Genomic DNA, 24,933 nt, shown 5'->3' with positions numbered 1-24,933 from the left:
TCCCCCGGCCGACGGGCGGCCGGACGAGTCCCGTTCCGGGAGTTCCGCCGGCGCTCCCGCCGGCACAGGATCAGGAGTGGCCGCATGAAGCGCATCTCCGTCACCGTGAACGGCGTTCGGCACGAAGCGGACGTCGAACCCCGGACCCTCCTCGTTCATTTCATCCGCGAACAACTCGAACTAACCGGCACGAACGTGGGCTGCGACACGTCCTCGTGCGGCGCCTGCACGATTCTGATGAACGGTCAGTCGGTGAAGTCGTGTACCGTGCTCGCCGTCCAGGCGGATGGCGCGGAGGTCGCCACCGTCGAGGGGCTCGCGTCGAACGGCGATTGGCACCCGGTCCAGAAGGCGTTCCACGAGAACCACGGCCTGCAGTGCGGGTTCTGTACTCCCGGCATGATGATGGCCACGGTGGGATACCTGGATGAGAACCCGGCGCCCACGGAGGACGAGGTCCGGCTCGCGCTGGAGGGCAACCTCTGCCGGTGCACGGGCTACCACAACATCGTCAAGGCGGTGCTCGCGGCCGCCGACGACATGGGCTCTTAGGCGAGGGGAGAGAACATGGCGACGGCCGAGAAATACGTTGGCGGCGGGGTCCCCAGGAAAGAGGATCCCAAGCTTCTCACAGGGCAGGGCCAGTTCCTGGAAGGCCTCACGCTGCCCGGCATGCTTCATGCGGCGCTCGTGCGGAGTCCGTACGGGTCGGCGCGCATCGACTCGGTGGACGTGTCCGCCGCCGCGTCCGCGGACGGTGTGGTCGCGGCGTACAGCGGGGCGGACCTGGCCGACGAGTGGGCGGCGGGCCTGCCGATGGCGTGGCCCGTGACGGACGACATCAGGATCCCCGACCACTGGCCGGTGGCGCAGGATGTGGCGCGCTACGTGGGCGACGCGGTGGCGGTCGTGGTCGCGACGAGCCGCAACGCGGCGCTCGACGCGGCGGAACTCGTGGAGGTCGACTACGAGGTGCAGGACGCGGTCGTGGACGTGGAGGCGGCGCTGGCCGACGATGCGCCGCGCGTGCACGAGTCGTTCGATGACAACAAGAGCTACACGTGGGCGCTGACGAACGGCGACGTGGACGCGGCCTTCGCGAAGGCGGATGTCGTGGTCAGGGAGCGCTACACGCAGCCGCGGCTGATCCCGAACGCGATGGAGCCGCGCGCCGTCGTCGCGCAGCCGGTCCCCTCGACGGGCGATTTCACGGTGTGGTCGACGACGCAGATTCCCCACGTCGCGAAGGTGCTGTTCGCGCTCACCCTCGGAATTCCCGAGTCTCAGATCCGGGTGATCGCCCCCTCCGACGTGGGCGGCGGCTTCGGCTCGAAGCTGAACGTGTACGCGGAGGAGGCGCTCTGCATCGCCCTCGCGCGCCGTCTGGGGAAGCCCGTCAAGTGGGTCGCCGGGCGGAGCGAGGGCTACCTCGCCACGATCCACGGCCGGGACCAGGTCCAGGAGATCGAGATCGCGGCGACGGCCGACGGCGACATCCTTGGATACCGCGTCAACATCCTCGCGGCCATGGGCGCCTACCTGCAGCTCGTGGCGCCGGGGGTTCCGCTCCTGGGCGCCTTCCTCTACTGCGGCTGCTACGGCGGGGAGGCGTATCACTTCGAGTGCACGGGCGTGTTCACGAACACGACCCCGACGGACGCCTACCGCGGCGCGGGCCGGCCCGAGGCGACCTACGCCATCGAACGGGCGATCGACGCGCTCGCGCGGAAGGTCGGCGTGGACGTGGCGGAGATCCGGCGGCGGAACTTCCTCCCGGCCGGCGACATGGTCCAGAGCCCGGGCGGGCTCGCCTTCGACTCGGCCGACTACGAGCCCGCGCTCGACCGCGCGCTGGAACTGCTGGACTACGACGGGTTCCGGAGCGACCAGGCGGAGCGCAGGGAAGGCGGCGGCAGCAGGCAGATCGGCGTGGGGTTCTCGTCCTACGTGGAAATCTGCGGGCTCGCGCCCTCGCAGGTGCTGGCCTCGCTCAAGTACGCCGCCGGCGGCTGGGACGCGGCCACGGTGCGCATGCTGCCGACCGGAAAGGCGGAAGTCGTGACGGGCAGTTCGCCGCACGGGCAGGGGCATGTGACCTCCTGGTCCCAGATCGCGGCGGACATGCTCGGGATCCCGTACGAGGACGTGACCGTCCTCCACGGAGACACGCACGTGGCGCCGCACGGGATGAACACGTACGGCAGCCGCAGCCTCGCGGTGGCGGGGGTCGCGGTGCACAACGCGTGCGATCGGGTCGTCGACAAGGCGAGGGGGCTCGCGGCGCACCTGCTCGAGGTGGCGCCCGAGGACCTCGAGTACGAGGCGGGAACCTTCTCGGTGAAGGGGGTCCCGGATCGCACGAAGTCGATGCCGGAGCTGGCTTTCGCGGCGTGGACGGCCCACAGCCTGCCGGAGGACTCGGAGCCCGGGCTGGAGGCGCACTGCGTGTACGATCCGCCGAACTTCACCTTCCCCTTCGGCACGCACGTGGCCGTGGTCGAGGTGGATACGGATACCGGCGCCGTGGATCTCGTCCGCTACATCGCGGTGGACGACTGCGGGCCCGTGATCAACCCCGTCATCGTGGACGGTCAGGTACACGGCGGCGTGGCGCAGGGGATCGCGGCCGCGCTGTACGAGGAGGCGACGTACGGGGAGGACGGGACGCTGGAGACGGCGTCGATGGTCAACTATCTCGTGCCGTCGGCGGCGGAGTTCCCGTCCTTCGAGACGGACCGGACGGTGACGCCGAGCACCTCGAACCCCATGGGGGTGAAGGGGATCGGCGAGGCGGGGACGATCGGGTCCGCGCCGGCGGTGATCAACGCGGTCGTGGACGCGCTCTCGCACCTCGGCGTGACGGACATCCCGATGCCGGCAAGTCCGGAACGGGTGTGGCGAGCCATTCAGGCGGCCCAGGGAGGTGAGGCATGATTCCGGCGTCTTTCGATTACGAGCGCGCTTCCTCTCTCGATGAGGCGCTGAGCCTGCTCGCCGAGGGCGGCGAGGACGCGCGGCCGCTGGCCGGCGGACATTCGCTCCTTCCGCTCATGCGGCTGCGGCTGGCGCGGCCCTCGCTGCTGGTGGACATCGGCGGCATCGAAGAACTGCGCGGCGTGCGCGACGATGGGGACTCGGTCGCGGTCGGCGCCCTGACGACGCACCACGAAGTGGCCGGCGCCTCCGCGCTCACGGGCGGCAGCGGCCTCCTCGCGAAGGTGGCGGAGGGGATCGGCGATCCGCAGGTGCGGCACCGCGGCACGCTCGGCGGTTCGGTCGCGCACGCGGATCCGGCCTCGGACCTGCCGGCGGCGCTGCTCGCGCTGGATGCCGAGGTCGCCCTCGCGGGGCGCGGCGGCACGCGCTCGGTATCGGCGGCGGACTTCTTCGTCGGCCCGTTCATGTCGGCCGCGGCGGATGGGGAGATCGTGACGGGCGTCCGGGTGCCGAAGCGGGAGGGCTGGGGCAGCGCCTATCAGAAGTTCCAGCGCCGCGCCCAGGACTGGGCGATCGTCGGCGTCGCCGCCGTCGTGAACTGGACGGACTCCGGAATCGCGGGCGCTGCGATCGGGCTCACGAACATGGGCGGGACGCCCCTGCGGGCGCACGCGGTCGAAGCGGCGCTCACCGGCACGTCCGAGAAGGCGCAGATCCTCGCTGCGGCATCACGAGTATCGGAACTCGAGACGCCCCCGGCGGACGAGAACGCGAGTTCGGAGTACCGTCTCCACCTCGCGCAGGTGCTGATCGCGCGCGCCGTCGCCGAGGCGGCCGGCTGCCCGGGCATGCAGCGGGCATAGCCGGCGCGGCCGGGCCGGTCTTGACGGTCTCTACCGTCTCCAGGCGTCGGGCTCGGGGATCCCCCGGCTGAACAGCACTTCGAGGCCCGGTCCGGCCGGCATCGCGGCCGCCGCGGTCTCCGCCGACGCCATGGCGGGCGGCAGGTCGCGCAGGATCGCGCGGATCCGACCGGAGGCGGGGTCGCGCACGATCGCCATCGGCCGGTCGGTTCGGACATCCAGCGTGGCGGAGCCATCGGGCCCCGAGAGCACGATGCTGGCGAGTCTCCCACCCCAACCCGGCTGGACGGGCAGGGCGAAGACGAAGGCGGAGCGCCCGTCCCCGTCCGCCGTCTCGATCATCGGGAAACTCAGCGAAAAGAGTTCCTGGCCGTCGGCGGCCCGCCCGGCCACGCGATACTCCCCGGCGGCGTCCGGCAGGCTGGCGGGCGCGTCGACGACGAAGGAGGGGTTGAGAAACGGCTCTCCCCCGGCGTCCGCGCCGCCCCACAGAAGCAGCGATCGGGGAGAGCCGGCCCCGGCCGCCCGCGCCGCGGGCGGGCCCTCGTCGAAGAGTCGGAAGCGAAGCGCGTTCGCAAAATGATAGCTCCCGATCCACCTGGGTTGACAATAGGACATCAAGTCCCCCCGCTCCGGTGACACGAGTCTTCCGTTGCCCCGGCCATCGTATCCCCAGTCGCCCGTGTTGCCGTTCGGATGCGGGTACGCCTCGTCCGGCTCGAAGGCGCCCCCGCACGGCGCGTGCCGGAGGTCCATGATGTGTCCGAATTCGTGTGCGATGGTGCCGGAGCGGGGTATGGAGAAGATCGACCCGGTGCCCGGGGCCGCGACTCCGGCGAATGAGGTGGCGATGGGTCCGGACATGATGCCCAGGTAGTTGCCCTCGCCGCCCTCCATGATCCGGATCATGATCGTCTGGTCGAGCAGGTGGAACGGGTGGTTGCTCGACGTCAACACGGGCTCATGGCCCGCCATCGTCAAGTCTCCCACCGGCAGCAGCTCTCGGGTCTCGTGAAGCAGCTCGTGGCCCTCCGGGTCGGCGGCCATGCCGGCCACCATCTCGAGCACCGCCGAATCCGGCGCCTGCGCCCACAGGAATGGAATCGCCGTGATGTCGAAGCGCCTCAGCGCCCGCACGTCGACCGCGAGGCGGCCGGTGTCCGGGATGCGCCTCGCGATGCCCAGCGCCGGATCGAGCGTCCGGCCCGGGTCGACTTCGATCACCATCTCGAGGCCGGGCTGCACGATGTCCGGCGGAATCGCAACGTTGGCCGACGCGGAAAGGTCGGCCTCATCGACCTCGACCGGGATCGCTCCCGGCTTGCCGGGGATGTCCGCGACGTGTACGAGCGCGCCGTCCCGGTGGAAGGAGGCCCGGACGAGCGGGATGGGCCCATCGTTGCTGGCGGCGGCGGTGAGGAACACGCGTAGCAGGGCCTGCTCGCCCGCGACCAGCGGCACCGGCCACTCCCGCGACTGCACGGCTTGGGTCAGGTACGCCAGCGAGGCTGGGGCGCAGGGTGCGACGCGCCGCCGATGAACCCCTTCCAGCCATGTCGTGAAGCCTGGATCGGTCGGGGCGCAGAGGCCCGTCCCCCCCGCCTGCAGGACCTCGAGGCCTCGCAGGTTCGTCAGCGTTGCCGGCAGGGCGCCCGCCATCGCGGCGTTGTGCGCCAGATCAAGTTCGTTCAAGCTCGCGAGGCGGCCGAACTCCGTCGGCAACGGGCCCGACAACGCATTGTCGCCGAGCCGCAACCACACAAGGGCGTCAAGGCGACCGAGCTCCACCGGAATCGGCCCCGAAAGCCGATTCCCCCTTATCCCCAGGCTGATCAGTTTCGCGAGGTCGCCGATCCGGGGCGGGATGGAGCCCGTGAGCTCATTCCGGTCGAGATCCAGGTTTATCAGGTTCGCGAGGTCGCCGATCTGGGGCGGAATGGACCCCGTGAGGTCATTCCCATTGAGCTTCAGGATCCACAGTCTGTCGAGGCCACTGATTTCGGGCGGGATCGTCCCCGTCAGCCGATTATCTGCCAGCCGTAGGCTTTCCAGGTTCGCCAAGCGACCCAGTTCGGCGGGAATGGGGCCCGAGATTCCGCTTTCGGTGGCTTCGAATTTCCTGAGCTTTGAGAGGTTGCCGATTTCGGGCGGAATGGGATTCCGAAGGTCGTTATAAGGAACAACAAGCTCCTGGAGTTCCTCGAGGTTGCCGATTTCGGGCGGGATGAAGCCCGACAGGCCGTTGTGTTGGAGCCACAGCCAAACGACTCGCCCGGAACCATCCGTACCCACGCCGACCCACTCGTTCAGGGGTGACGCGGTGAGCCACCCGTCGCTGAAATTCCAGTTCGGGCCGTTCGTCGCCCAGTACAGCGTTTCCAGGATCTCCCGGTCCGTCGGCGCGCCGCATTCGATGCCCGTTCCCTCGTGCGACGGGATGTCGCTCAGCCACGCCCGAAACCGGGTGTCCGCCGGGGTGCACAGTCCGGTGCCCGCATAGCGGAACTCGGCGAGCGCCAGACCGGCCAGGGAAAGAGGCAGGCGGCCGGCGAGGCCGGGGTTGCCGCCAATCCGCAGCCGGGTCATGGCCGGCAGCTCGATGAGCCGGGCCGTCAGGGTGCCGCGAAGACCGTTGCCGTCCAGATCGAGCGCGGTGACGCGGCCCGCCGAGTCGCTCGACACGCCGTGCCACGTCTCCAGCGCGCGGCCGCCCAGCCACCCGGCCGAGCGGATCCAGTCGGACCCGCCCGCCGCATCGTACAGGGATTCGAGCGCGGCCCGGTCCGACTCGTTGCAGTAGGGGCCGTCCACGGTTCTCGCTTCGACCCAGGCGACCATGGCGGCGGCGCCGGACACACAGAGACCGTCGTTGCCCCCGAAAAGAAGGTGCGTCACTGCGGAAAGATCCTCGAAGCGGCGCGGGATCTCGCCCGTCAAACGGTTCCCGGCAACGTCCAGCACAGCCAGCCGCGCGAGGTTGCCGAGTTCGGGCGGGATCTCGCCCGCGAGGTTGTTGATGGCGAGGTTCAGGCGGTCAAGGGACGCAAGCCGACCGAGCTGGGGCGGGATCGTGCCCGTCAGCCTGTTGGTGTGCAGCTGCACCTGTTGCAAATTCTCGAGGCGGCCGAGTTCGGGCGGGATCTCGCCGACCAGACCGTTGCCGAAAAGCACCAACCTCCGCAGAGCCCGGAGGCGGCCGATTTCGCGCGGAATCTCCCCCCCCAGAGTGTTGTTGCCGAGCTCCAGTCGTTGCAGATGCGCGAGGCGGCCGAGTTCGGGGGGGATTCCGCCGATCAGGGCGTTTCCATTGAGATTCAGGCGTTGAAGCGCCGTGAGGCGGCTGAGTTCGGGCGGGATTTCGCCCCTCAGGCTGTTCCCGCTGAGATCCAGGCGCCGGAGCGCCGCGAGGTATCCAAGCGCCGGCGGGAGTTCGCCCGACAGCCCCGCCCCCCGAAACTCGCCTTGTTCCCAGTACCCGGAGAGTTCAAGCCGGACGACGCGTCCGGAGGCATCCGTCTCCACGCCGTACCAGTCCCCGAGCGGGGCGGCCGTCAGCCACTTCTCGCGGTCTCGCCAGTTCGGTCCGTCGGTCGCGTGGTAGAGCGCGACCAGTGCGGCCCGGTCGTCGTCCGGGTCGACGACGGTGATCTCGGACGCCGCGGAGGCGTCCCCGGATGCCGCCGTGATCCGGGCCGTCCCCGCCGCGATCCCGCGCACGAGTCCCGCATCATCCACCGAGGCCACCGAGGGGTGGGAGGATGACCACGCGAACGTGGCCCCCGGTACGACGCGCCCGCTTGGGTCGATCTTCCGGGCCCCGAGGCGGAGGGTGTCTCCGACGGCCAGCGTGGCGGAGGGGGGCGACACGGCGACGGAGTCCGACCCCCGCGCCACGGTCAGGCGGGCCCGTCCGGCGGCGTCGCCGGCGGTCGCGGTGATGTCGGCCTGGCCGGGACCGGCCGCGGTGACGAGCCCCGCGGCGTCGACCGCTGCGACGGCGGGCTCGGTCGACGACCAGGCGAAGGCCGCGTCCGGCACTGCGTGTCCGTTGGCGTCGAACGCCACGGCCGCGAGGCGGAGGGTGTCCCCGACGGCCAGCACGGCGGAGTCGGGCGACACGGCGACGGAATCGGGCGTCTGCGTCACGGTCAGGCGGGCCCGTCCGGCGGCGTCGCCGGCGGTCGCGGTGATGTCGGCCTGGCCGGGACCGGCCGCGGTGACGAGCCCCGCGGCGTCGACCGCTGCGACGGACGCGTCTCCGCTCGACCATGACACGGTCGCCCCCGTCATCGTCTGCCCGAACTGGTCGCGCACCTCGGCGGCGAACCGAACCGTGTCACCCAAAGCGGTCAGCGACGCGGACCCCGGACTCACCGTTACCGCCGCGGGAACCGACGGCGGAGGGGGAGGGGGAGGGGGAGCCGGCGTCGGAGTCGTCGGAGACTCCCCGCAGGACAGGGTCGCGCCCAGAGCCAGGAGCAGGGTGCCGGTTCCAACTCGGGTAAGCCGAATCCGGGTCACTGGCGGGAATGGAAGGGGCTGCGGGCGCCGCGCCACCAGCTACCGGCGCTCGTTGCGTTCTGTCGGCCCGGCGGGGCGGGGCGCCACGGCGGCGCCCTCCCAGTCGGGGTCGGCAGCCCCGATCCAGGTGCGCGTCGCGGCGTCGTACTGGAGGCCGTGGATGCGCCCGAACGCGCCCTGCCGCGGCGTGGGCGTGATCTCGAATCCCAGCTCCCGGAATTCCTCCACCGAAGTCCCCGACCAGCCGTCCTCGGGACCCGCTTCCACGGAGAAGCCGGTGAGGCCCTCGGGGCCCATGTCGGGATGCACGCGCGGCGCCGCGAGGGCGGCGGGCAGCGCCAGACCGTCGTCGATGACCCGGGTCACGGCCTGGACCACCGCGGAAATGATCCGGATGCCGCCCGCGGCTCCCAGGACGAGGAACGGCTCGCCGTCGTCGAGGACCATGAACGGCGTGATTCCGGATCGCGCGCGCTCGCCCGGCTCGCTGATCCCCAGGTAACCGCCCAGCGTCACGGCGTAGAGGAATCCCAGTCCGGGCGTGGCGACCTTCGCGCCCATGCCGGGGCCGATCGTCTGCGTGAGCGCGATGGCCATCCCGTTTCCGTCGGCGGCGGAAAGATGCGTCGTGTGGCCGTCCTCCGGCGGCAGGTCCAGGCCCTCGACCACGCCGGCGAGTCTTGAGCCGCCGGCTCCCGCCGCTGCCCAGGGTTCCGCCGCCCAGGGTGCCGCCGCACCCGACTCCATCGTCGCCTCCGCGGGCACCCTCACCTGCCCGGAGAGCTCGCGGGCGAGCGCCTTGGAGGTCACGCGCACGGCGGAGGAGTCCGAACTCGGCCGGCGGTATTCCGCCATGGCGAGGGCGAGGGACTGGGCGATGACGGAAGCCCACGCCTCGTCGCTCATGCTGTCGGGATCGAAGATCTCGGCGATTTGGAGGGCGAGGATGGCGATCGCGCCGGAGGCGGGGATGTCGGAGCCGACGATCTCGAACCCCCGGTAGGATCCGCGCACGATCCGCGAGTCCTCCGCTTCGTAGGCCGCCAGCGCCTCGCGGGTCAGGAAGCCGCCGTTCGCCGCCATGTCGTCGGCGATGCGTCCCGCGATCTCCCCGCGGTAGAAGGCGTCGCCGCCGCCGAGGGAAATCGCCCTCAGCGTCGCGGCCATGTCGGACTGCACGAGCCGGTCGCCCGGACTGTAGGGCGATCCGTCCGCCTTGAGGTAGTAGCGCCGGGCGCCCTCGGACTCCGCCACCTGGCCGCGCGATCCCGCCTGGCGGCGCGCCTCGCCCGGCAGCAGCCGGAACCCGTGCGCCGCGTAGTCGATCGCCGGGGCCATGATCGTGGTCAGCGGAAGCGAGCCGTATTCCTCGTGCAGGCGCATGAGGCCCGCGACCGATCCGGGCACGCCGATGGTCGGATAGCCGTAGGCCGCGCGGGGCGCCGTGGCCGGGTCGTATCCCAGGGGGACGGAGGTCGTCCCGTCGATCCCCGCGATCCCGCCGTCGGGCGTCCGAAGCAGGATCTGGTTCCGTCCCCCGATGCTGTTCATGCTCGGCTCGACCACGGAGATCGCGAACGCGGCGGCGACGGCCGCATCCGCGGCGTTCCCCCCGAGTTCCAGCATCCGCGCGCCCGCCGCGGCGGCGAGCGGTTGGGCCGCGACGACGACCCCGTCGGCCGAGCGCGCGACCTGGGGCGCACTCTGCGCGTCCACCCGAAGCGGCAGCACCGCGAACGCGAGTACCGCGAGAACGACCCTGCCGTACACCCGAATGCCTGACCTCATGGATCCTCCGTCGGTTATTCGAGTCCCGGTCGCGGGACTCCGGCCAGAAACTTGCGCCCGCTACGAGCCGTGACTAGGGTCCGGGTCCTCTTGACAAGACTGTTAAACGATTTGGATAACACTGGATGACGTGAGGCTCGCGATGGTACCGCAAGCTCCGGCCGCGACGCGACCGCCGGATACCGAACAGAGGATCTTCGACGCCGCCCTGACGGTATTCGCCCGCAAGGGACGGGACGGCGCCCGATTGCAGGAGATCGCGGATCACGCGGAGATCAATCGCGCGCTGCTGCACTACTATTTCCGCACGAAGGAACAGTTGTACGAGGCCGTGTTCGAGCACGGGTGCCGGCAGTTCATGACCGGGCTCAGCCAATCGCTGCGGGCGGAGGAGGGAGTCGAGGACAGCCTGCGGGCGTTCGTGTACGGCTACATCGACTACATCTACGAGCATCAGGACATGGCGCGCCTCATGCTGAACGAATGCCTGTGCGGCGGGGGCGTGCTCGAGCGACACCTCGCCGCCGCGATGGAGGCGCGCGAAGAGGTGCCGGGGCTCCTGCTAGAGGACCGGCTGCGCGCGGCGATCGGAGCGGGCGAGATCCGGGAGATCGACCTCCGGCACACGCTGCTCACGATCGTGTCCGCCTGCCTGTTTCCGTTCGTCGCTCTCCCGACGGTGCGCCTCTTCCACTCCCGGGCGGTGGAGGACTTCGACCGCTTCCTGCAGGAACGGAAGGCGCACATCGTCGACCTCCTGCTCGCGGGTCTCCGACCGGCCGAAGGAGTCCGGAGGGGGGAACTCGCGTGAGCGCCGCGACGATGGCGTCCGGGGTCGGCGTGCGCCGTCCGTGGCGAGCCGGCGGGTTGCTTCTTGTCACGGTGGCGGGCGCGTGTTCGTTCGCCCCGGGCCCCCGGGTTCCGGCCACGGTAGCCGAACTGCCCGCGGTATACGACGCGGAAGCTCCCGCCGCCGAGGCGGCGCCCGAGCCCCGCAACTGGTGGCGGGCGTTCGACGACGCGACGCTGGACGGCCTGATCGAGACGGCGCTCGTCGCCAACCTCGACCTGCACGAAGCCGTCGCGCGGCTCGAGGAACTGCGGCACCGGTACCGGATCGCGCGGGCGCCGCTCTTCCCGGCGCTGACGCTCGATGCGAACGGCAACCGGTCCAGCACCCCCGCCAACACCGGCCTGGGGTCGCAGTTCGGGGGCGATGGCGATGACGGCGGCGGCCCGATTCCCGGGATCAGCTTCAATTTTCCCGACCGGTTCGAGTTCACGACGTACTCGGCCTCGCTCGGCTTCGCGTACGAACTCGATTTCTGGGGCCGGCTGCGCAACGAATCCGGGGCGGCGGTGCGCGACTTCCTGGCCTCCCGGGCGGACGCGGAGACCGTGCGGCTCACCGTCATCGCGTCCACCATCGCGACGTATCTCGAAGTCGTCTCGGCGCGGGCCCAAATCGCCATCGCCGAGGACAACGTCGATCTGCTCCGGGAGCGCGCCGAACTCACGCGGGAGCGGTATCAGGCCGGCGTCACGAACACCTTCGAACTCTATGCGATCCGGCAGCAATACCGGACCGCCGAGTCGAACCTGCCGGGCCTGCGCACGGCGGTGGACGACGCGGAAGGGCGCCTCGCCCTCCTCGTGGGACGATACGCGGGCATGATCGAGGATCTGCTGCCGCCCGAGCTGGAGCCGGCGGTCGATACGACCCCGATTCCCGGCGGGCTGCCGGTGTCGCTGCTCGAGGACCGGCCGGACGTCATGGCCGCCTTCGAGCGCGTCGAGGCGGCGCGCCGCCGGGTGGGGGCGCGTCGGGCCGAACTGCTTCCCACGATTTCCCTCAACGGGGCCGTCGGCCGCCAGGCGGGCGACCTCGAAGATCTGCAACTCATCGACCAGTGGTTCACCAACCTGATCGGCGGCCTCGTGGCGCCGATTTTCCAGGGCGGCCGGCTGCGCGCCAACCTCGGCGCCGCGTGGGCGCAGTACGACCAGGCGCTGATCGCCTACGGGCGCACGGTGCTCGACGCCTATCGCGAGGTGCGCACGAGCCTGCGGCAGTTCGAGAACGAGCGTGAGCGGTACGCGCAGGTCATGGAACAGGTCGCCGACGCCCGCGCCTCGCTGGAGAACCAGCTCGAGCGCTACCAGAGCGGCGTGGGCGACTACGTCGAGTACCTGGACGCGAGGGTCAACCTGAATGGCGCCGAGACCACCCGGGTTCTCGCCGAACGCGGGATCGGAGAGGCGCGGCTCGCCGTGCACCGCGCCCTGGGCGGCGCATGGGTGGCGGAGGACGTCGAGGATGTCGAAGACATCGAGGACGTCGAGACAAGTGAAGACCCGGAGGGCGCGGCGGCGCCCCCCGATCGGAGATAGGGCGGAGCGATGGAAGACGGAACGCGGCACACGCCGCACGAACCGGAGGACACGGAGGCGCCCGTCGCGCTGCCGGGGTTCCTGAAGCGGTTGGTGCAGGGGACGATCATCATCGGCGTGGGAGTGCTCGGCTTCGCGCTCCTGTTCGGCATGCGCGCCGAACCGGCGGAAGTGGAGCCGCCGCGCGTGATCCCCACGGTCAGCACGGTGCCCGCCCGCGTGACGCAGGGCGCGATCAAGGTGCGGGGCGGCGGCACGGTGCGGCCCAGCGCCGAGGTCACGATCGCGTCGCAGGTCGGCGGACGTGTCGTCTGGACTTCGCCCGCTCTCGTGAGCGGCGGGCGCTTCCTCGAGAACGAGCCGCTCCTGCGGATAGACCCGGCGGACTACGAGAACGCGGTCGAGGCCGCGGAGGCGGATGTCGCCCAGCGCGAGGTCGCGCTGCTGGAAGCGGAGGAGAATGCGCGCCTGGCGCTGGATGAGTGGAGGCGGCTCGCGGCCCGCGAGAACCTCGATCCGACGCCGCCGAACGCCCTCGTCACGCGGCAGCCGCAACTCGATGCGGCCGCGGCGGCCCTCAGAAGCGCCGGGGCCAGGCTGGAAGACGCGCGTCTGGCGCTGGAACGGACCTGGATCCGGGCCCCCTTCAACGGGATCGTGCGCGAGGAGACCGTCGATCTCGGGCAGTTCGTCGCGGCGGGCCAGACCGTCGGCCGTCTGTACGCGACGGACGCGGTGGAGATCGTCGTGCCGCTGAGCGACAACGAAGCGGCGCTGATCGAGCGCCTGTGGAGCGCGCGGGCGGGCGATGCGGCAACCCGCATCCCCGTCGAGATCACATCGGAGTACGGCGGGGTCGAGTACGCGTGGTCGGGATACGTGGACCGGGCGGAATCCGCGCTCGACGAGCAGACGCGAACGGTCGACGTGGTGGTCACCGTGCCCGAGCCGTTCGCGGCCCGGGAGGACGATCCCCGCCGCCCCCCGCTCCTGCTGGGCAGCTACGCGACGGTGGACATCGAAGGCGCGAGTTTCGAGGAATACGCCGTCGTCCCGGCGGCCGCCGTCCGCGACGGCGATGTCCTGTGGACGGTGGAGAACGACACCCTGCTCGTGATGACCCCGGTCGAGCCGATCCAGGAAGTGGACGATGAAGCCATGGTGCTCGGACCGATCGCCGACGGCACGCCGGTCATCGTCTCGATGCTCCTCTTCGTCACCGACGGGATGACGGTGCGGCCCGTCCAGTTGCTGGAGAGCGCGGAGCCGTGGCAGCCGGGCGCCAACGGCGACGGGCAGGAAGGCGACGAGCGGGAAGGAGACGGCTCATGAGGCGGGCGATCGGGTGGATGGCCAGGCACGGCGTCGCCGCCAACCTGCTCATGGTGCTGATCATCCTGGCGGGATTCGTGAGTCTCATCAGCCTGCCCCAGGAGACGTTCCCGGAGATCTCCCTCGACACGATTCAGGTGCAGGTCCAGTACCCCGGCGCGTCGCCCGACGAAGTCGAACAGGCGATCGTGCGGCGGGTCGAGGAGCGCATCACGGGCATCCAGGGCGTCGACCGCGTCACGAGCGCCGCCTCGGAGAACGTCGGCATCGTGCTCGCCGAACTGTCGCTGGGCACGGACCAGTCGAAGACGCTGGATGAGATCAAGTCCGCCATCGACCGGATCACGAGCTTTCCCGTCGATGCCGAGGAGCCGGAGGTGGTGGCGCTGACCGCGGAAGGCCGCGTCATGGAGATCGCGATCTTCGGCGACGCTCCCGAGCGGACCCTCAAGGAGATCGCGAACCGGGTCAAGGACGACCTCACCTCGCTGCCGACGATCTCCCTCGTCCGTGTTTCCGGCGTCCGGCAGTACGAGATCTCGATCGAAGTGTCGAAGGAGGCGCTGCGCGCCCACGGTCTGACGCTCGACGAGGTGGCCGCGGCGGTGCGGCGCGGCAGCCTCGACCTTCCCGGCGGGAGCGTCGAGACCGACCGCGAGGAGATTCTCGTTCACATCCGGGGCCAGAACTACACCCGGGCGGACTTCGCGGACGTCGTCGTGCGGGCCAACGTCGACGGGTCGATGCTCCGCCTGTCCGATATCGCGGACATCCAGGACGGTTTCGAGCACGTCGACCTCATTAACGCCTATAACGGGCAGCCGACCGCTTTCGTTCAGGTCCTGCGCACGGGAGACGAGCGGGTCCTGGATATCTCCGACGAAGTCAACCGCTACCTGGAAGAGGAGTTGGCCGGCGCGCTGCCGCGGGGCGTCGACTATAGCATCTGGCGCAGCGAAGCCTCCTACCTGCAGAGCCGGATCGATCTTCTCATCAAGAACGGCCGTCTGGGTCTGATTCTGGTGCTCATTGCGCTCGCCCTCTTTCTCGACCTGCGTCTCGCGTTCTGGACGGCGGTCGGGATCTTCCTCTCCTTCGCCGGCGTGTTCGCCGTGATGGCGTGGGCCGGCATCTCCATCAACATGATGGCGCTGTTCGGGTTCATCCTCGCGATCGGCATCGTGGTGGACGACGCGATCGTCGTGGGGGAGAACATCTTCGCGGAGCGGGAAAAGGGGACGCGCGCGCTACGCGCGGCCATCAAGGGCACGAGACGCGTGTCCGTGCCGGTGATCTTCGCCGTGCTCACGACCGTGGCGGCGTTCACTCCGCTGCTGTTCGTGCCCGGCAGCCTCGGGAAGTTCCTCTACGTGATCCCGGCGATCGTGATCTCGGTGCTCCTCCTGTCGCTCGTCGAGGTCCTGTTCATCCTCCCCTACCACCTCTCGCACCTGCCGGCGCCGGGCTCGGACCGTGGGAAGGGAGGGCTGCTGGGGCCCGTCTACCGCCTGCAGGCGCTGGTACAGACGAACCTGCAGCGCTTCGTCGACGGTCCGCTGGAGCGCTCGGTGCGCTTCGCGGTGCGACGCCCCGGGCTGACCGTGCTCGGGGCCGTCTCCTCCCTCATGATCGTGGGGGGCCTGGTGGCGGGGCGGCATCTCCGGTTCAGCCTGCTGCCCGTCATCGAGGGCGAGGAGGTCGTCGCCTACATCGAGATGGCCGAGGGCACGACGAGCGAGCGCACCCTGGAAGTGGCCAGCTACGTGGAGGGGCAGGGATACGCGGCGATCGCGGGGCTGGAAGCGGAGCTGCCGGATGACGAACCGCCGCTGGTCGAAGCGACCTTCACGAGCGTCGGACAGCGCCCCTCGCAGGCGGGCGGGCCCGGCATGGCCGCCGAGGCGAGCTTCGTCCGGTCCAATATCGCCGAGGTCAGCCTGCGCCTGTCGGACCCCGAGATCCGGAGCCTGCCGGCCATCGAAGTCGAGCGGGCCTGGAGGGAACGGGTCGGACCGGTCGCGGGCGCGCGGGAACTCACCTTCAGCTCCATCCTCATCGATCTCGGGTCGCCGGTGCAGGTGGAGCTTTCCCATCCGGACACGGCCATGCTGAGCGCGGCGGTCCCGGAACTGACCGGCCGCCTGTCGCGCATCGCCGGGGTGACGGAAGTCCGGGACGACCGCGGCCAGGGCAAGCGGGAACTGGAGCTGGAACTCAAGCCCGCCGCACGCACGCTCGGGATCACGCTCGACGACCTGGCCCGTCAGGTGCGCGGGGCGTTCTTCGGGAACGAGGTCTACCGGCTGCAACGGGGTCGCGACGAGGTGCGCGTCTACGTCCGGCTGCCCGAGTCGGAGCGGAACACGCTCGCGGACCTCCAGGACTACCGGATCCGCACGCCGACGGGAGGGGAGGCGCCGCTGTCCGAGGTCGCGGACTTGTCCTTCGGCATCGCCTCGTCGACGATCAACCGGATCGACGGGCGACGGATCGTGACGGTCACGGCGGATGTGGATGCCGCGGTCATCACGGGCCAGGAGGTCAACACGGAGATCACGTCGGCGATCCTGCCGGAGTTGCAGGCCCGATACCCGGGCCTCCGCTACGGGTTCGGCGGGGAACAGCGCCAGCAGACGCTGGCGTTCGAGGGGATGGCGCGCGGCTTCCTGCTCGCACTGCTTGCTATCTACGCGCTGCTCGCCATTCCCTTCCGCTCGTACGTGCAGCCGCTGGTGGTGATGGCCTCCATCCCGCTGGGGCTCGTCGGCGCCGCGATCGGGCACCTGATCATGGGGCTCGATCTCGGCATGCTCTCGATGTTCGGCCTCGTCGGCCTGTCGGGCGTGGTCGTGAACGATTCGCTCGTCCTCATCGACTTCATCAACGAACGGCACCGGGCGGGGCTCCCCATGTCGGAGGCCATCGTGCAGGGGGCCAAGGTTCGCTTCCGTCCCATCATGCTGACCTCCGTGACCACCTTCCTGGGGGTGTCGCCGATCATCCTCGAGCGCAGCACCCAGGCGCAGTTTCTCTCGCCCATGGCGGTGAGTCTCGGGTTCGGGATCCTGTTCGCCACCTTCATCATCATGCTCGCGGTGCCGGCGCTGGCGATGATGAACCACACGCTCACGCAGCGGGTCAAGCGCCGGCTCGGACGCGGTCGCGGACCCGAGCCGGAACTGGGTCTGGCGGGCGGCGGGCTCGAGCCCGCGTCACCCGTCCGGACCTGAGGCGGACATGGCTCCATCGGTTCGGACGGGCGGCCTCGCGAAGCGCCCGAACATCGAGTGGCAGGACTTCGACGTCACGCGTCGCGCGCGCGAGGACCTGAAGCTGCAGCGCGCCCGGTGCCTGTGGCTGACCGGGCTGCCGGCGTCCGGAAAGTCCACTCTCGCGAACCTGCTCGAGAAGCGTCTCATGGCGGCGGGGCGTCATACGTGCGTCCTGGATGGCGACAATCTCCGCCACGGCCTCAGCCGGGATCTGGGGTTCAGCGAAGCCGACCGGACGGAGAACATCCGCCGCGTGGCCGAGGTGGGCCGTCTCATGGTCGACGCCGGCCTGATCGTGATCGTGGCGCTCATCAGCCCCTTTCGGAGAGACAGGGACTTCGCCCGCAGCCTGTTCGAGCCCGCCGACTTCATGGAGGTCTTCGTCGACGCCCCGCTGGACGTGTGTGCGGCCCGGGACCCGAAAGGCCTCTACGCGAAGGCGGAGAAGGGCGAGATCAGGAACCTGACGGGCGTCGGCAGCCCGTACGAGCCGCCGGAGCGCCCGGACCTGCGCGTGGACACCGAGTCACTGTCTCCCACGCAGTGCATCGACCGGATCGTGCGCAGCCTGGCACCGGAAGCCGGCTAGGACGGAGGCGGCGGGTTCGTCAGTCGCCGACCCACACCGTCTTCACGTTCACGAACTCGCGCATCGCGTGGGGGCCGAGTTCTCGCCCGTACCCCGAGCGTTTGACGCCGCCGAAGGGGACGCGGGGATCGGACGCGGACATCCCGTTGATGAAGACGCCGCCGGCCTGCAGATCGCGTACGGCCCGGGCCCGTTCCCCGGGATCGTTCGTCCAGATGGCGGAGCAGAGGCCGAATTCCGTCGCGTTCGCGCGCTCGATGGCTTCGTCGATGTCGGCGACCGGGAAGATGCTGGCGACCGGACCGAAGATCTCGTCATCGGAGGCCGGGGATCCGTCCGGCACATCGGTGAGCACGGTGGGCTCGTAGAACCATCCGGGCCGGTCAGGGACGCGTCCGCCCGCGGCCACCCGGGCGCCCGCCGCCACGGTGGCCTCCACCTGCTCCGCGACCGTGTCCCTCAGGTCGCGACGGGCCAGCGGTCCGACTTCGACCTCGGGCTCCTTCGGGTCGCCGACCTGGAGCGCCGACACGCGGTCGATGAGCCGCGCCGTGAACTCGTCGACGATCGAACTCTGGACGAGCATCCGTTTGGCGGCGATGCACGACTGGCCGTTGTTCCACATGCGGGCATCGACGGCGGTCGCGACGGCCCGGTCGAGGTCCGCGCTCTCCATGACGATGAAGGGATCGCTGCCGCCGAGTTCGAGCACGGTCGTCTTGATGCGGCGTCCGGCCTCGGCCGCGAGCGCGGAACCGGCCGCGACGGAGCCCGTGAGCGAGGCGGCCTGCACGGTCCGGTCGTCGAGCACGCGGGGGATGTCCTCGATCTCGATGAAGACGTTCTGGAACACGCCCTCGGGGAATCCGGCGCGCGAGAACAGTCCTTCGAGCGCGACCGCGCACTGCGGCACGTTGGGCGAGTGCTTGAGCAGGAAGACGTTCCCTGCCAGCACGGTCGGCACCGCGGAGCGCATGGCCTGCCAGAACGGGAAGTTCCACGGCATGATCCCGAGCACCGCTCCCAGGGGATGGTACTCGACCCAGCAGTGTGTGCCGGTGGATTCGAAGCGCTCGGGCGCCAGGTGCGCGGGCCCGTGCTCGGCGTAATACCGGCACACCCAGGCGCATTTCTCCGCCTCGGCGACGGCGCTGGCCAGCGGCTTGCCCATCTCGCGCGTCATCAGCAGACCGTACGCGGCCTTGCCCCGCTCGACGAGTTTCGCCAGCGCGAGGAGGCGTTCGGCCCTCTCGGCCACCGGGACCCGCCTCCACACGTCGAACGCGCCCCGCGCCCGCTCGAGCGCGGCGTCGATGCCGCCCCCATCCAGAGCCGGAAACGCCGCGAGCCGTTCCTCCGTGGTCGGATCTATGCTCTCGAAAGGCATCTCGTCCTCTCTCACGAGACGTTACCATAGGCACGCCCTGCGAAGCGAAATCGTCCGGTTTCGGCGCGCGACCCGCAAGCCCCGACCGGACCTGCCCCGGAGCCGTACATGACCGAAGCCGACCCTGTGGCCGACCCTGTGGCCGACACCGTGGCCGACGCTATGGCCGACCCTGTGGCCGACACCTCCGCTGCCGCGAAAGCCTTCGAGGCGGATCTTGCACGGGACCTGCTTGCCGCCCGCGACAGGCGCGAAACGATCCGGCCGCCCACACAACGCACGGGAGAGTTCGGGCTCGATCGGGCCTATCGCGTCGCGGCGGACCTCGACCGCCGTCTTCGGCAACGGGAATACGGTCTGTTGGGCTGCAAGGTCGGGTTCACGAACCGGGCGATCTGGCCGCGACTCGGGCTGGATGGGCCGATCCTCGCTCCCATCTACGCTCGAACGCTACGCCTGGCGAGACCGGTAGCAGAGATTTCGCTGGCGACGTTCTGCGCCCCGATGATCGAAGTGGAGGTCATCTTCGGCATCGAGTCCGAACGTGACGCGCCCAACGGGGGTCGGCCGAGCTGGATCGCGCTCGGGTTCGAGATCGTCGACTGTCACTATCCGGACTGGCGCCTCACACCGGCGGATTCGGTCGCCGACTTCGGGCTCCACGGCGCGCTCATCGTCGGCCGGCGGGTCAACCGGCGGGTGCAGGATTTCGACGAACGTGTGGCCCGCCTCGACCGGCTCGAGGTCCGGCTCCTGCGTAACGAGACACTCGTGGCGCGCGGGCGGGGAAGCGACGTCCTCGGGCATCCCCTCGAGGCGCTGGAGATCGTACCGCGGCTGTGGCCGCGCTTCGGCGAGGCCGGGATCCCGGAGTCCGGCATGGTCGTGAGCACGGGGACGATGACCCCGCTCGAACCGCTGTCTCCCCGCGAGGTGTGGCGGGTGGAGGCGAAGGGCGCGGACCTCCCGGGCCTCGAAATCGTGCTGACCGACTGACGGACCGACGGATCGACCGGCGGAACAGGCTTGCCCGGTTCGACGCGACGATGGAACATAGCAGCGCCATGTGACCGGAGACCGCCGGCCCGCGCGCGAGCGCCGTCGCGACCGCACCGAACCTCCCACGGGGAGCATTCATGCCAGACTCCGCGCCGAACGGCGGCAGCCAGACCGCCCGCTGGGCAAAGGTCATCGATCACACGCGCTGTATCGGCTGCCATGCCTGCACGACGGCCTGCAAGTCGGAGAACGAGGTCCCGCTCGGCGTCACGCGCACCTATGTGAAGTACGCCGATGTGGGGACGTTCCCGGCCACGCGGCGCGCCTTCCAGGTCACGCGCTGCAACCAGTGCGACGATGCGCCGTGTACGACCGCGTGCCCCACCCAGGCCATGTTCCGCCGCCCCGACGGGATCGTGGACTTCGACAAGTCGATCTGCATCGGCTGCAAGGCGTGCATCGCCGCCTGTCCGTATGACGCGATCTTCATCAACCCGGACGACCATTCCGCGGAGAAGTGCAACTTCTGCGCTCACCGCATCGACATGGGGCTGGAGCCGGCCTGCGTCACGGTGTGCCCGACGGAGGCGATCATCGTCGGCGATCTCGACGACCCCGAATCGAAGGTCTCGCAGTACGTCGGGCGCGACCCGGTGAGCGTGAGGAGGCCGGAGAAGGAGACCCACCCGAAGCTGTTCTACAAGGGCGCGCACCAGGCGACGCTCGATCCGCTGGCCGCCGTCCGTCCCGGAGGCGGGCTGTACATGTGGAGCGAGCAGCCCGCGGGTTCGCACGAGGTCGGCTCGGGCCAGCCGCACCCGATGGGCGCGGACGGGCGACACGGCCCGAACTCCTCGGCCGCCGCGATTCTCTCCTACGATGTGTCGCACACCGCGCCATGGGACTGGCGCGTGAGTCTGTACACGCTCACCAAGGGGGTCTCCGCCGGCGTGTACCTCGCGGCACTCCTCCTCTGCCTGCTGGGCGGGCTCGCGTGGTCGGGCGGGACCTGGCTCACCCTCACGCCGCTCCTCGGCCTCGCCGCGCTCGCGCTCACGGGGGGACTGCTGATCTGGGACCTCGAACACCCGAAGCGTTTCCTCCTCATCTTCACGAGACCCCACATGAAGAGTTGGCTCGTGCGCGGCGCCTTCGTGATCGCCGGTTACGGCCTGGCCCTGACCGCGCACCTCGCGGCGGCGCTCCTCGGCGGCGCCGGCGCGGTGGAGACGACGCGCTGGATGGCGTGGGCGGGGGCGCCCCTGGCCGCCATGACCGCGGTCTATACGGCCTACCTGTTCGCGCAGGCCAAGGCGCGCGACCTGTGGCAGAATCCGCTCCTGCCGCCGCACTTTCTCGTCCAGGCGGTGCTCGCCGGCGGCGCGGCGCTGATGCTCTTCCCGTCGCTCGGCGGCTCCGCCGCGCTGGGCCGGCTCGTGGGGCTCACGGCCGCCGCGCACCTCCTGCTCGTGCTCGCCGAACTGACGCTGACGCACGCCACGGCCCACGCCGCGCTCGCCGCCCGGAACATGGTGCGCGGCCGCTACGCCCCATGGTTCTGGAGCGGCGTCCTGCTCGTGACGCTGGCGGCGGCCCTCACGGTGATCCCGGTCAACAGCGTCTGGGTTGCCCCGGTGATCGGCGTCGCCGCCCTCGCGGGACTTCTCGCGCACGAGCACGCGTACGTGCAGGCCGGCCAGTCCGTGCCCCTCGCATGAGCGATCCGAGCGGCGCAGGCCGCAACGGCTCCGGCTCCGGCGGCTCCGGCTCCGGCGGCAACGGCTCCGGCCCGGACGGCGTTTCGCGACGGCTCCAAGAACTCAGCGAGCGCGTGAGCGCGGCACGCTCGGAGACCGAGAGTCGCGGCGAGACCTTCTATCCCGGCCCCAGCCGCACCCAGCTCGCCGCCTTCCCCCCCCGGGAACGCTGGGACCACTGGGTCGAACTCGACTCGAAGGCGTGGCCGGAACGGCGCGAGCGGCGCTACATGCTCGTCCCCACGACCTGCTTCAACTGCGAGTCCGCCTGCGGGCTCCTGGCCTACGTCGACCGCGACACGCTCCAGGTGCGGAAGTTCGAGGGGAACCCCGAGCATCCCGGCTCTCGCGGCAGGAACTGCGCCAAGGGCCCGGCCACGCTGAACCAGATCGTCGATCCCGACCGCGTCCTCTACCCGCTGAAGCGCGCCGGCGAGCGCGGGGAGGGGAAGTGGGTGCGCGTCTCGTGGGAGGAGGCGCTCAACGACATCTCGGCGCGGATCCGCAAGGCCATCGACGAGGGTCGCCAGCGCGAGGTCATGTACCACGTGGGGAGGCCGGGCGAGGACGGGTTCACGGAGCGGCTGCTCGCCGCGTGGGGCATCGACGGTCACAACTCGCACACGAACATCTGCTCCTCGAGCGCGCGTGCCGGCTACCAGTTCTGGCTCGGCATGGACCGCCCCAGTCCCGACCACGCGCGCGCGGACGTCATCCTTCTCGTGAGTGCGCACCTCGAGGCGGGACACTACTTCAACCCGCACGCCCAGCGCATCATGGACGGGGTCAAGAAGGGGGCGCGGCTCATCGTCTTCGACACGCGCCTGTCGAACACGGCGACGCACGCCGACCACTGGCTCCCCACGCAACCCGGCTCCGAGGCCGCCGTCCTCCTCGCGATCGCGAACCACCTGATCGCGACCGGGGCCTGGAACCGCGACTTCGTCCGGCGCTGGTTCAACTGGGAGGAGTATCTCGCCGCCGAGAAGCCGGACCTTCCGCGCACCTTCGAGTCGTTCGAGACCGCCCTCCGCGAGTTGTACGAGGCGTGCACCTTCGAGTGGGCGGCGGAGGAGTCCGGCGTGGATGCGGAGCAGATCCGCGAGGTCGCCGAACTCGTGGCCCGGGCCGGTTCGCGCCTCTCCACGCACAACTGGCGGAGCGCCGCATCGGGCAACGAGGGCGGCTGGCAGGTGGCCCGGACCCTCTTCTTCCTCAACGCGCTCACGGGTTCCGTGGCGACGCCCGGCGGCACCTATCCGAGCACGTGGAACAAGTTCATCCCGAAGCCGATCCGGATGCCCCGCCACCCCGACCACTGGAACGACCTCACCTGGCCCGACGAGTTTCCGCTGGCGATGTACGAGGTCTCCTTCCTCCTCCCGCATCTCCTCAGGGAGGGACGCGGCAAGCTCGACGTCTATTTCACCCGCGTGTACAACCCGGTGTGGACGAATCCGGACGGGTTCACGTGGATCGAGGCCCTGACGGATGAGGAGAAGGTCGGCCTCCACGTCGCGCTCACGCCGACCTGGAACGAGTCCGCCTACTTCGCGGATTACGTCCTTCCCATGGGACACGGCCCGGAGCGGCACGACCTGCACTCCTACGAGACGCACGACGGCCAGTGGATCGGCTTCCGGCAGCCGGTCCTCCGCTCCGCGCGCGAGCGGCTTGGCGAGCGGGTGGCGGACACGCGCCACACGAACCCGGGGGAAGTGTGGGAGGAGAACGAGTTCTGGCTCGAACTCTCCTGGCGCATCGACCCGGACGGCAGCCGCGGGATCCGCGAGTTCGTGGAGTCGAAGGAGAATCCCGGACAGCGCCTCACGGTGGACGAGTACTACGGCTGGATGTTCGAGCACTCCGTGCCCGGCCTGCCGGAGGCGGCCGCGGCCGAGGGACTCTCCCCGCTGGACTACATGCGCCGCTACGGCGCCTTCGAGATCGCGCGCGACATCGGCCCGCTACACGAGCGGCCCGTCCCCGCCGAGGAACTCGATGATGCGCGGGAGAGCGAGTTCGGCCGCATCTATACGCGGGCCCCCGGCCCCGCCGCGGAGAACCTCGCGCCCATGGGCGCCCCCGACTCGGATCCGGAGGGGCGGCGCCCGGTGGGCGTCCGAGTGGACGACACGATTCTCCGCGGATTCCCCACCCCGAGCGGCAAGCTGGAGTTCTACTCCCCCACCCTCGTCCGCTGGGGTTGGCCCGAGTACGCCGTTCCCGCCTACATCCGGAGTCACGTGCATCCGGCCGCGATGGAGCCGGATCAGATGTGCCTCATCTCCACGTTCCGGCTCCCGGTGCAGATCCACACGCGCTCGGCCAACTCCAAGTGGCTGGATGAGATTGCCCACACCAACCCGCTGTGGCTCCACCCGTCCGACGCGGCGCGGAAGGGGGTGCGGACGGGAGATCTCGTGCGGGTCGAAACCGAGATCGGCTACTTCGTCCTCAAGGCGTGGGTGACCGAGGGGATCAAGCCGGGCGTCGTCGCGTGCAGCCACCACATGGGGCGCTGGAAGCTGGCGGACGCCGCCGGCTCGGGTCCGGACGCCGTCGAGCCGGGGCACGCCGGGCGGGGCGAGCGGGAACGCGTCGCCGGTCAGCGGCAACTCATGGCGACGGTCTCCCTCACGGAGAAAAGCGGCGACTGGAATCTGTCGCGCAAGCAGGGGGCCGCGCCGTACGAGACCGATGATCCGGACACGTCACGGATCTGGTGGACGGATGTGGGCGTCCATCAGAACCTCACCTTCCCGGTGCATCCCGACCCGGTGTCCGGCATGCACTGCTGGCACCAGGCGGTGCGCGTGGTCAAGGCGTCGCGGCGTGACCGTCACGGGGACATTCACGTCGACACGAAGCGGTCGCACGAGGTGTACCGGCGCTGGCTCGACAAGACGCGCGGAGCCCGGCGGCATTCGCCCGACGGGACGCGCCGGCCGCACTGGCTCATCCGCCCGGTGCGCCCCGTGCGCACGGCGTACGACCTCCCGGAACCGCAGGATTCGAAGTCGCCCGGCCCGGACTCGCGGAATGCCGATGGGGAGCAACTTGACAGCAAATCGAGGCCCCCATCTACTTCATGATG

General features: G+C 70.2%; 14 protein-coding genes. 11 read left to right on the top strand and 3 right to left on the bottom strand.

Going from position 1 to position 24,933, the window contains the following annotated elements; genetic code table 11:
• Window positions 1-84 precede the first annotated feature (84 nt).
• From ACOGXI_RS07260 to ACOGXI_RS07250, 3 genes are read left to right on the top strand one after another with little or no spacing between them, the layout of a single operon-like run.
• The gene (locus ACOGXI_RS07260) at window positions 85-552 is read left to right on the top strand and encodes a (2Fe-2S)-binding protein (RefSeq protein WP_419938202.1); all 468 of its coding nucleotides are present in this window, start codon (window positions 85-87) and stop codon (window positions 550-552) included.
• 15 nt (window positions 553-567) lie between these two features.
• Window positions 568-2,934 carry a xanthine dehydrogenase family protein molybdopterin-binding subunit gene (locus ACOGXI_RS07255; RefSeq protein WP_419938201.1) on the top strand — a complete coding sequence of 789 codons (2,367 nt, stop codon included), beginning with the start codon at window positions 568-570 and terminating at the stop codon, window positions 2,932-2,934.
• Window positions 2,931-3,800 (top strand): FAD binding domain-containing protein, encoded by an 870-nt coding sequence (locus ACOGXI_RS07250; RefSeq protein ID WP_419938200.1) that lies wholly within the window; start codon window positions 2,931-2,933, stop codon window positions 3,798-3,800. The genes ACOGXI_RS07255 and ACOGXI_RS07250 overlap by 4 nt, the downstream gene beginning before the upstream one ends.
• Before the next feature lie 30 nt (window positions 3,801-3,830).
• Here ACOGXI_RS07250 and ACOGXI_RS07245 read toward each other — a convergent pair whose 3' ends face one another.
• The gene (locus ACOGXI_RS07245) at window positions 3,831-8,174 is read right to left on the bottom strand and encodes a leucine-rich repeat domain-containing protein (RefSeq protein ID WP_419938199.1); all 4,344 of its coding nucleotides are present in this window, start codon (window positions 8,172-8,174) and stop codon (window positions 3,831-3,833) included.
• A gap of 186 nt (window positions 8,175-8,360) precedes the next feature.
• Window positions 8,361-10,109 carry a gamma-glutamyltransferase gene (locus ACOGXI_RS07240; RefSeq protein ID WP_419938198.1) on the bottom strand — a complete coding sequence of 583 codons (1,749 nt, stop codon included), beginning with the start codon at window positions 10,107-10,109 and terminating at the stop codon, window positions 8,361-8,363.
• A gap of 130 nt (window positions 10,110-10,239) precedes the next feature.
• On the opposite strand from ACOGXI_RS07240, the gene ACOGXI_RS07235 reads away from it, so the two are divergent.
• From ACOGXI_RS07235 to cysC, 5 genes are read left to right on the top strand one after another with little or no spacing between them, the layout of a single operon-like run.
• Window positions 10,240-10,920 (top strand): TetR/AcrR family transcriptional regulator, encoded by a 681-nt coding sequence (locus ACOGXI_RS07235; protein ID WP_419938197.1) that lies wholly within the window; start codon window positions 10,240-10,242, stop codon window positions 10,918-10,920.
• Window positions 10,917-12,500 (top strand): efflux transporter outer membrane subunit, encoded by a 1,584-nt coding sequence (locus ACOGXI_RS07230; RefSeq protein WP_419938196.1) that lies wholly within the window; start codon window positions 10,917-10,919, stop codon window positions 12,498-12,500. The genes ACOGXI_RS07235 and ACOGXI_RS07230 overlap by 4 nt, the downstream gene beginning before the upstream one ends.
• Window positions 12,501-12,509: 9 nt before the next feature.
• Window positions 12,510-13,832, top strand: a complete 1,323-nt coding sequence (locus tag ACOGXI_RS07225) for an efflux RND transporter periplasmic adaptor subunit (RefSeq protein ID WP_419938195.1) — start codon at window positions 12,510-12,512, stop codon at window positions 13,830-13,832.
• Complete coding sequence (locus ACOGXI_RS07220; protein ID WP_419938194.1) at window positions 13,829-17,062, top strand: efflux RND transporter permease subunit; 3,234 nt, start codon at window positions 13,829-13,831, stop codon at window positions 17,060-17,062. The genes ACOGXI_RS07225 and ACOGXI_RS07220 overlap by 4 nt, the downstream gene beginning before the upstream one ends.
• 7 nt (window positions 17,063-17,069) lie before the next feature.
• Window positions 17,070-17,693, top strand: a complete 624-nt coding sequence (cysC, locus tag ACOGXI_RS07215) for an adenylyl-sulfate kinase (RefSeq protein ID WP_419938193.1) — start codon at window positions 17,070-17,072, stop codon at window positions 17,691-17,693.
• Between the two features lie 19 nt (window positions 17,694-17,712).
• Here the strand turns inward: cysC and ACOGXI_RS07210 are convergent, their stop codons facing one another.
• Window positions 17,713-19,095, bottom strand: a complete 1,383-nt coding sequence (locus ACOGXI_RS07210; RefSeq protein ID WP_419938192.1) for an NAD-dependent succinate-semialdehyde dehydrogenase — start codon at window positions 19,093-19,095, stop codon at window positions 17,713-17,715.
• A gap of 93 nt (window positions 19,096-19,188) precedes the next feature.
• Between ACOGXI_RS07210 and ACOGXI_RS07205 the strand changes: the two genes are divergently transcribed.
• The 3 genes from ACOGXI_RS07205 to ACOGXI_RS07195 all read left to right on the top strand — a co-directional run bounded on the left by ACOGXI_RS07205 (window position 19,189) and on the right by ACOGXI_RS07195 (window position 24,931).
• Complete coding sequence (locus ACOGXI_RS07205; protein WP_419938191.1) at window positions 19,189-20,076, top strand: 2-keto-4-pentenoate hydratase; 888 nt, start codon at window positions 19,189-19,191, stop codon at window positions 20,074-20,076.
• Between the two features lie 140 nt (window positions 20,077-20,216).
• Window positions 20,217-21,797 (top strand): 4Fe-4S dicluster domain-containing protein, encoded by a 1,581-nt coding sequence (locus tag ACOGXI_RS07200; protein ID WP_419938190.1) that lies wholly within the window; start codon window positions 20,217-20,219, stop codon window positions 21,795-21,797.
• The gene (locus ACOGXI_RS07195; RefSeq protein WP_419938189.1) at window positions 21,794-24,931 is read left to right on the top strand and encodes a molybdopterin-dependent oxidoreductase; all 3,138 of its coding nucleotides are present in this window, start codon (window positions 21,794-21,796) and stop codon (window positions 24,929-24,931) included. The genes ACOGXI_RS07200 and ACOGXI_RS07195 overlap by 4 nt, the downstream gene beginning before the upstream one ends.
• The last annotated feature ends 2 nt before the right edge of the window (window positions 24,932-24,933 follow it).

The organism is Candidatus Palauibacter sp., from assembly GCF_965208055.1.
In the GTDB taxonomy this organism is placed as follows: domain Bacteria; phylum Gemmatimonadota; class Gemmatimonadetes; order Palauibacterales; family Palauibacteraceae; genus Palauibacter.
The sequence above is the reverse complement of the archived record's forward strand: the minus strand, read 5'-3'. Positions and strand labels throughout refer to the sequence as shown.

Bases quoted from the DNA above. Each gene is read 5' to 3' on its own strand.
- cysC (WP_419938193.1), top strand. From the start codon at position 17,070: ATGGCTCCATCGGTTCGGACGGGCGGCCTCGCGAAGCGCCCGAACATC.
- ACOGXI_RS07205 (WP_419938191.1), top strand. From the start codon at position 19,189: ATGACCGAAGCCGACCCTGTGGCCGACCCTGTGGCCGACACCGTGGCC.
- ACOGXI_RS07255 (WP_419938201.1), top strand. From the start codon at position 568: ATGGCGACGGCCGAGAAATACGTTGGCGGCGGGGTCCCCAGGAAAGAG.
- ACOGXI_RS07200 (WP_419938190.1), top strand. From the start codon at position 20,217: ATGCCAGACTCCGCGCCGAACGGCGGCAGCCAGACCGCCCGCTGGGCA.
- ACOGXI_RS07225 (WP_419938195.1), top strand. From the start codon at position 12,510: ATGGAAGACGGAACGCGGCACACGCCGCACGAACCGGAGGACACGGAG.
- ACOGXI_RS07260 (WP_419938202.1), top strand. From the start codon at position 85: ATGAAGCGCATCTCCGTCACCGTGAACGGCGTTCGGCACGAAGCGGAC.
- ACOGXI_RS07220 (WP_419938194.1), top strand. From the start codon at position 13,829: ATGAGGCGGGCGATCGGGTGGATGGCCAGGCACGGCGTCGCCGCCAAC.
- ACOGXI_RS07240 (WP_419938198.1), bottom strand. From the start codon at position 10,109: ATGAGGTCAGGCATTCGGGTGTACGGCAGGGTCGTTCTCGCGGTACTC.
- ACOGXI_RS07250 (WP_419938200.1), top strand. From the start codon at position 2,931: ATGATTCCGGCGTCTTTCGATTACGAGCGCGCTTCCTCTCTCGATGAG.
- ACOGXI_RS07195 (WP_419938189.1), top strand. From the start codon at position 21,794: ATGAGCGATCCGAGCGGCGCAGGCCGCAACGGCTCCGGCTCCGGCGGC.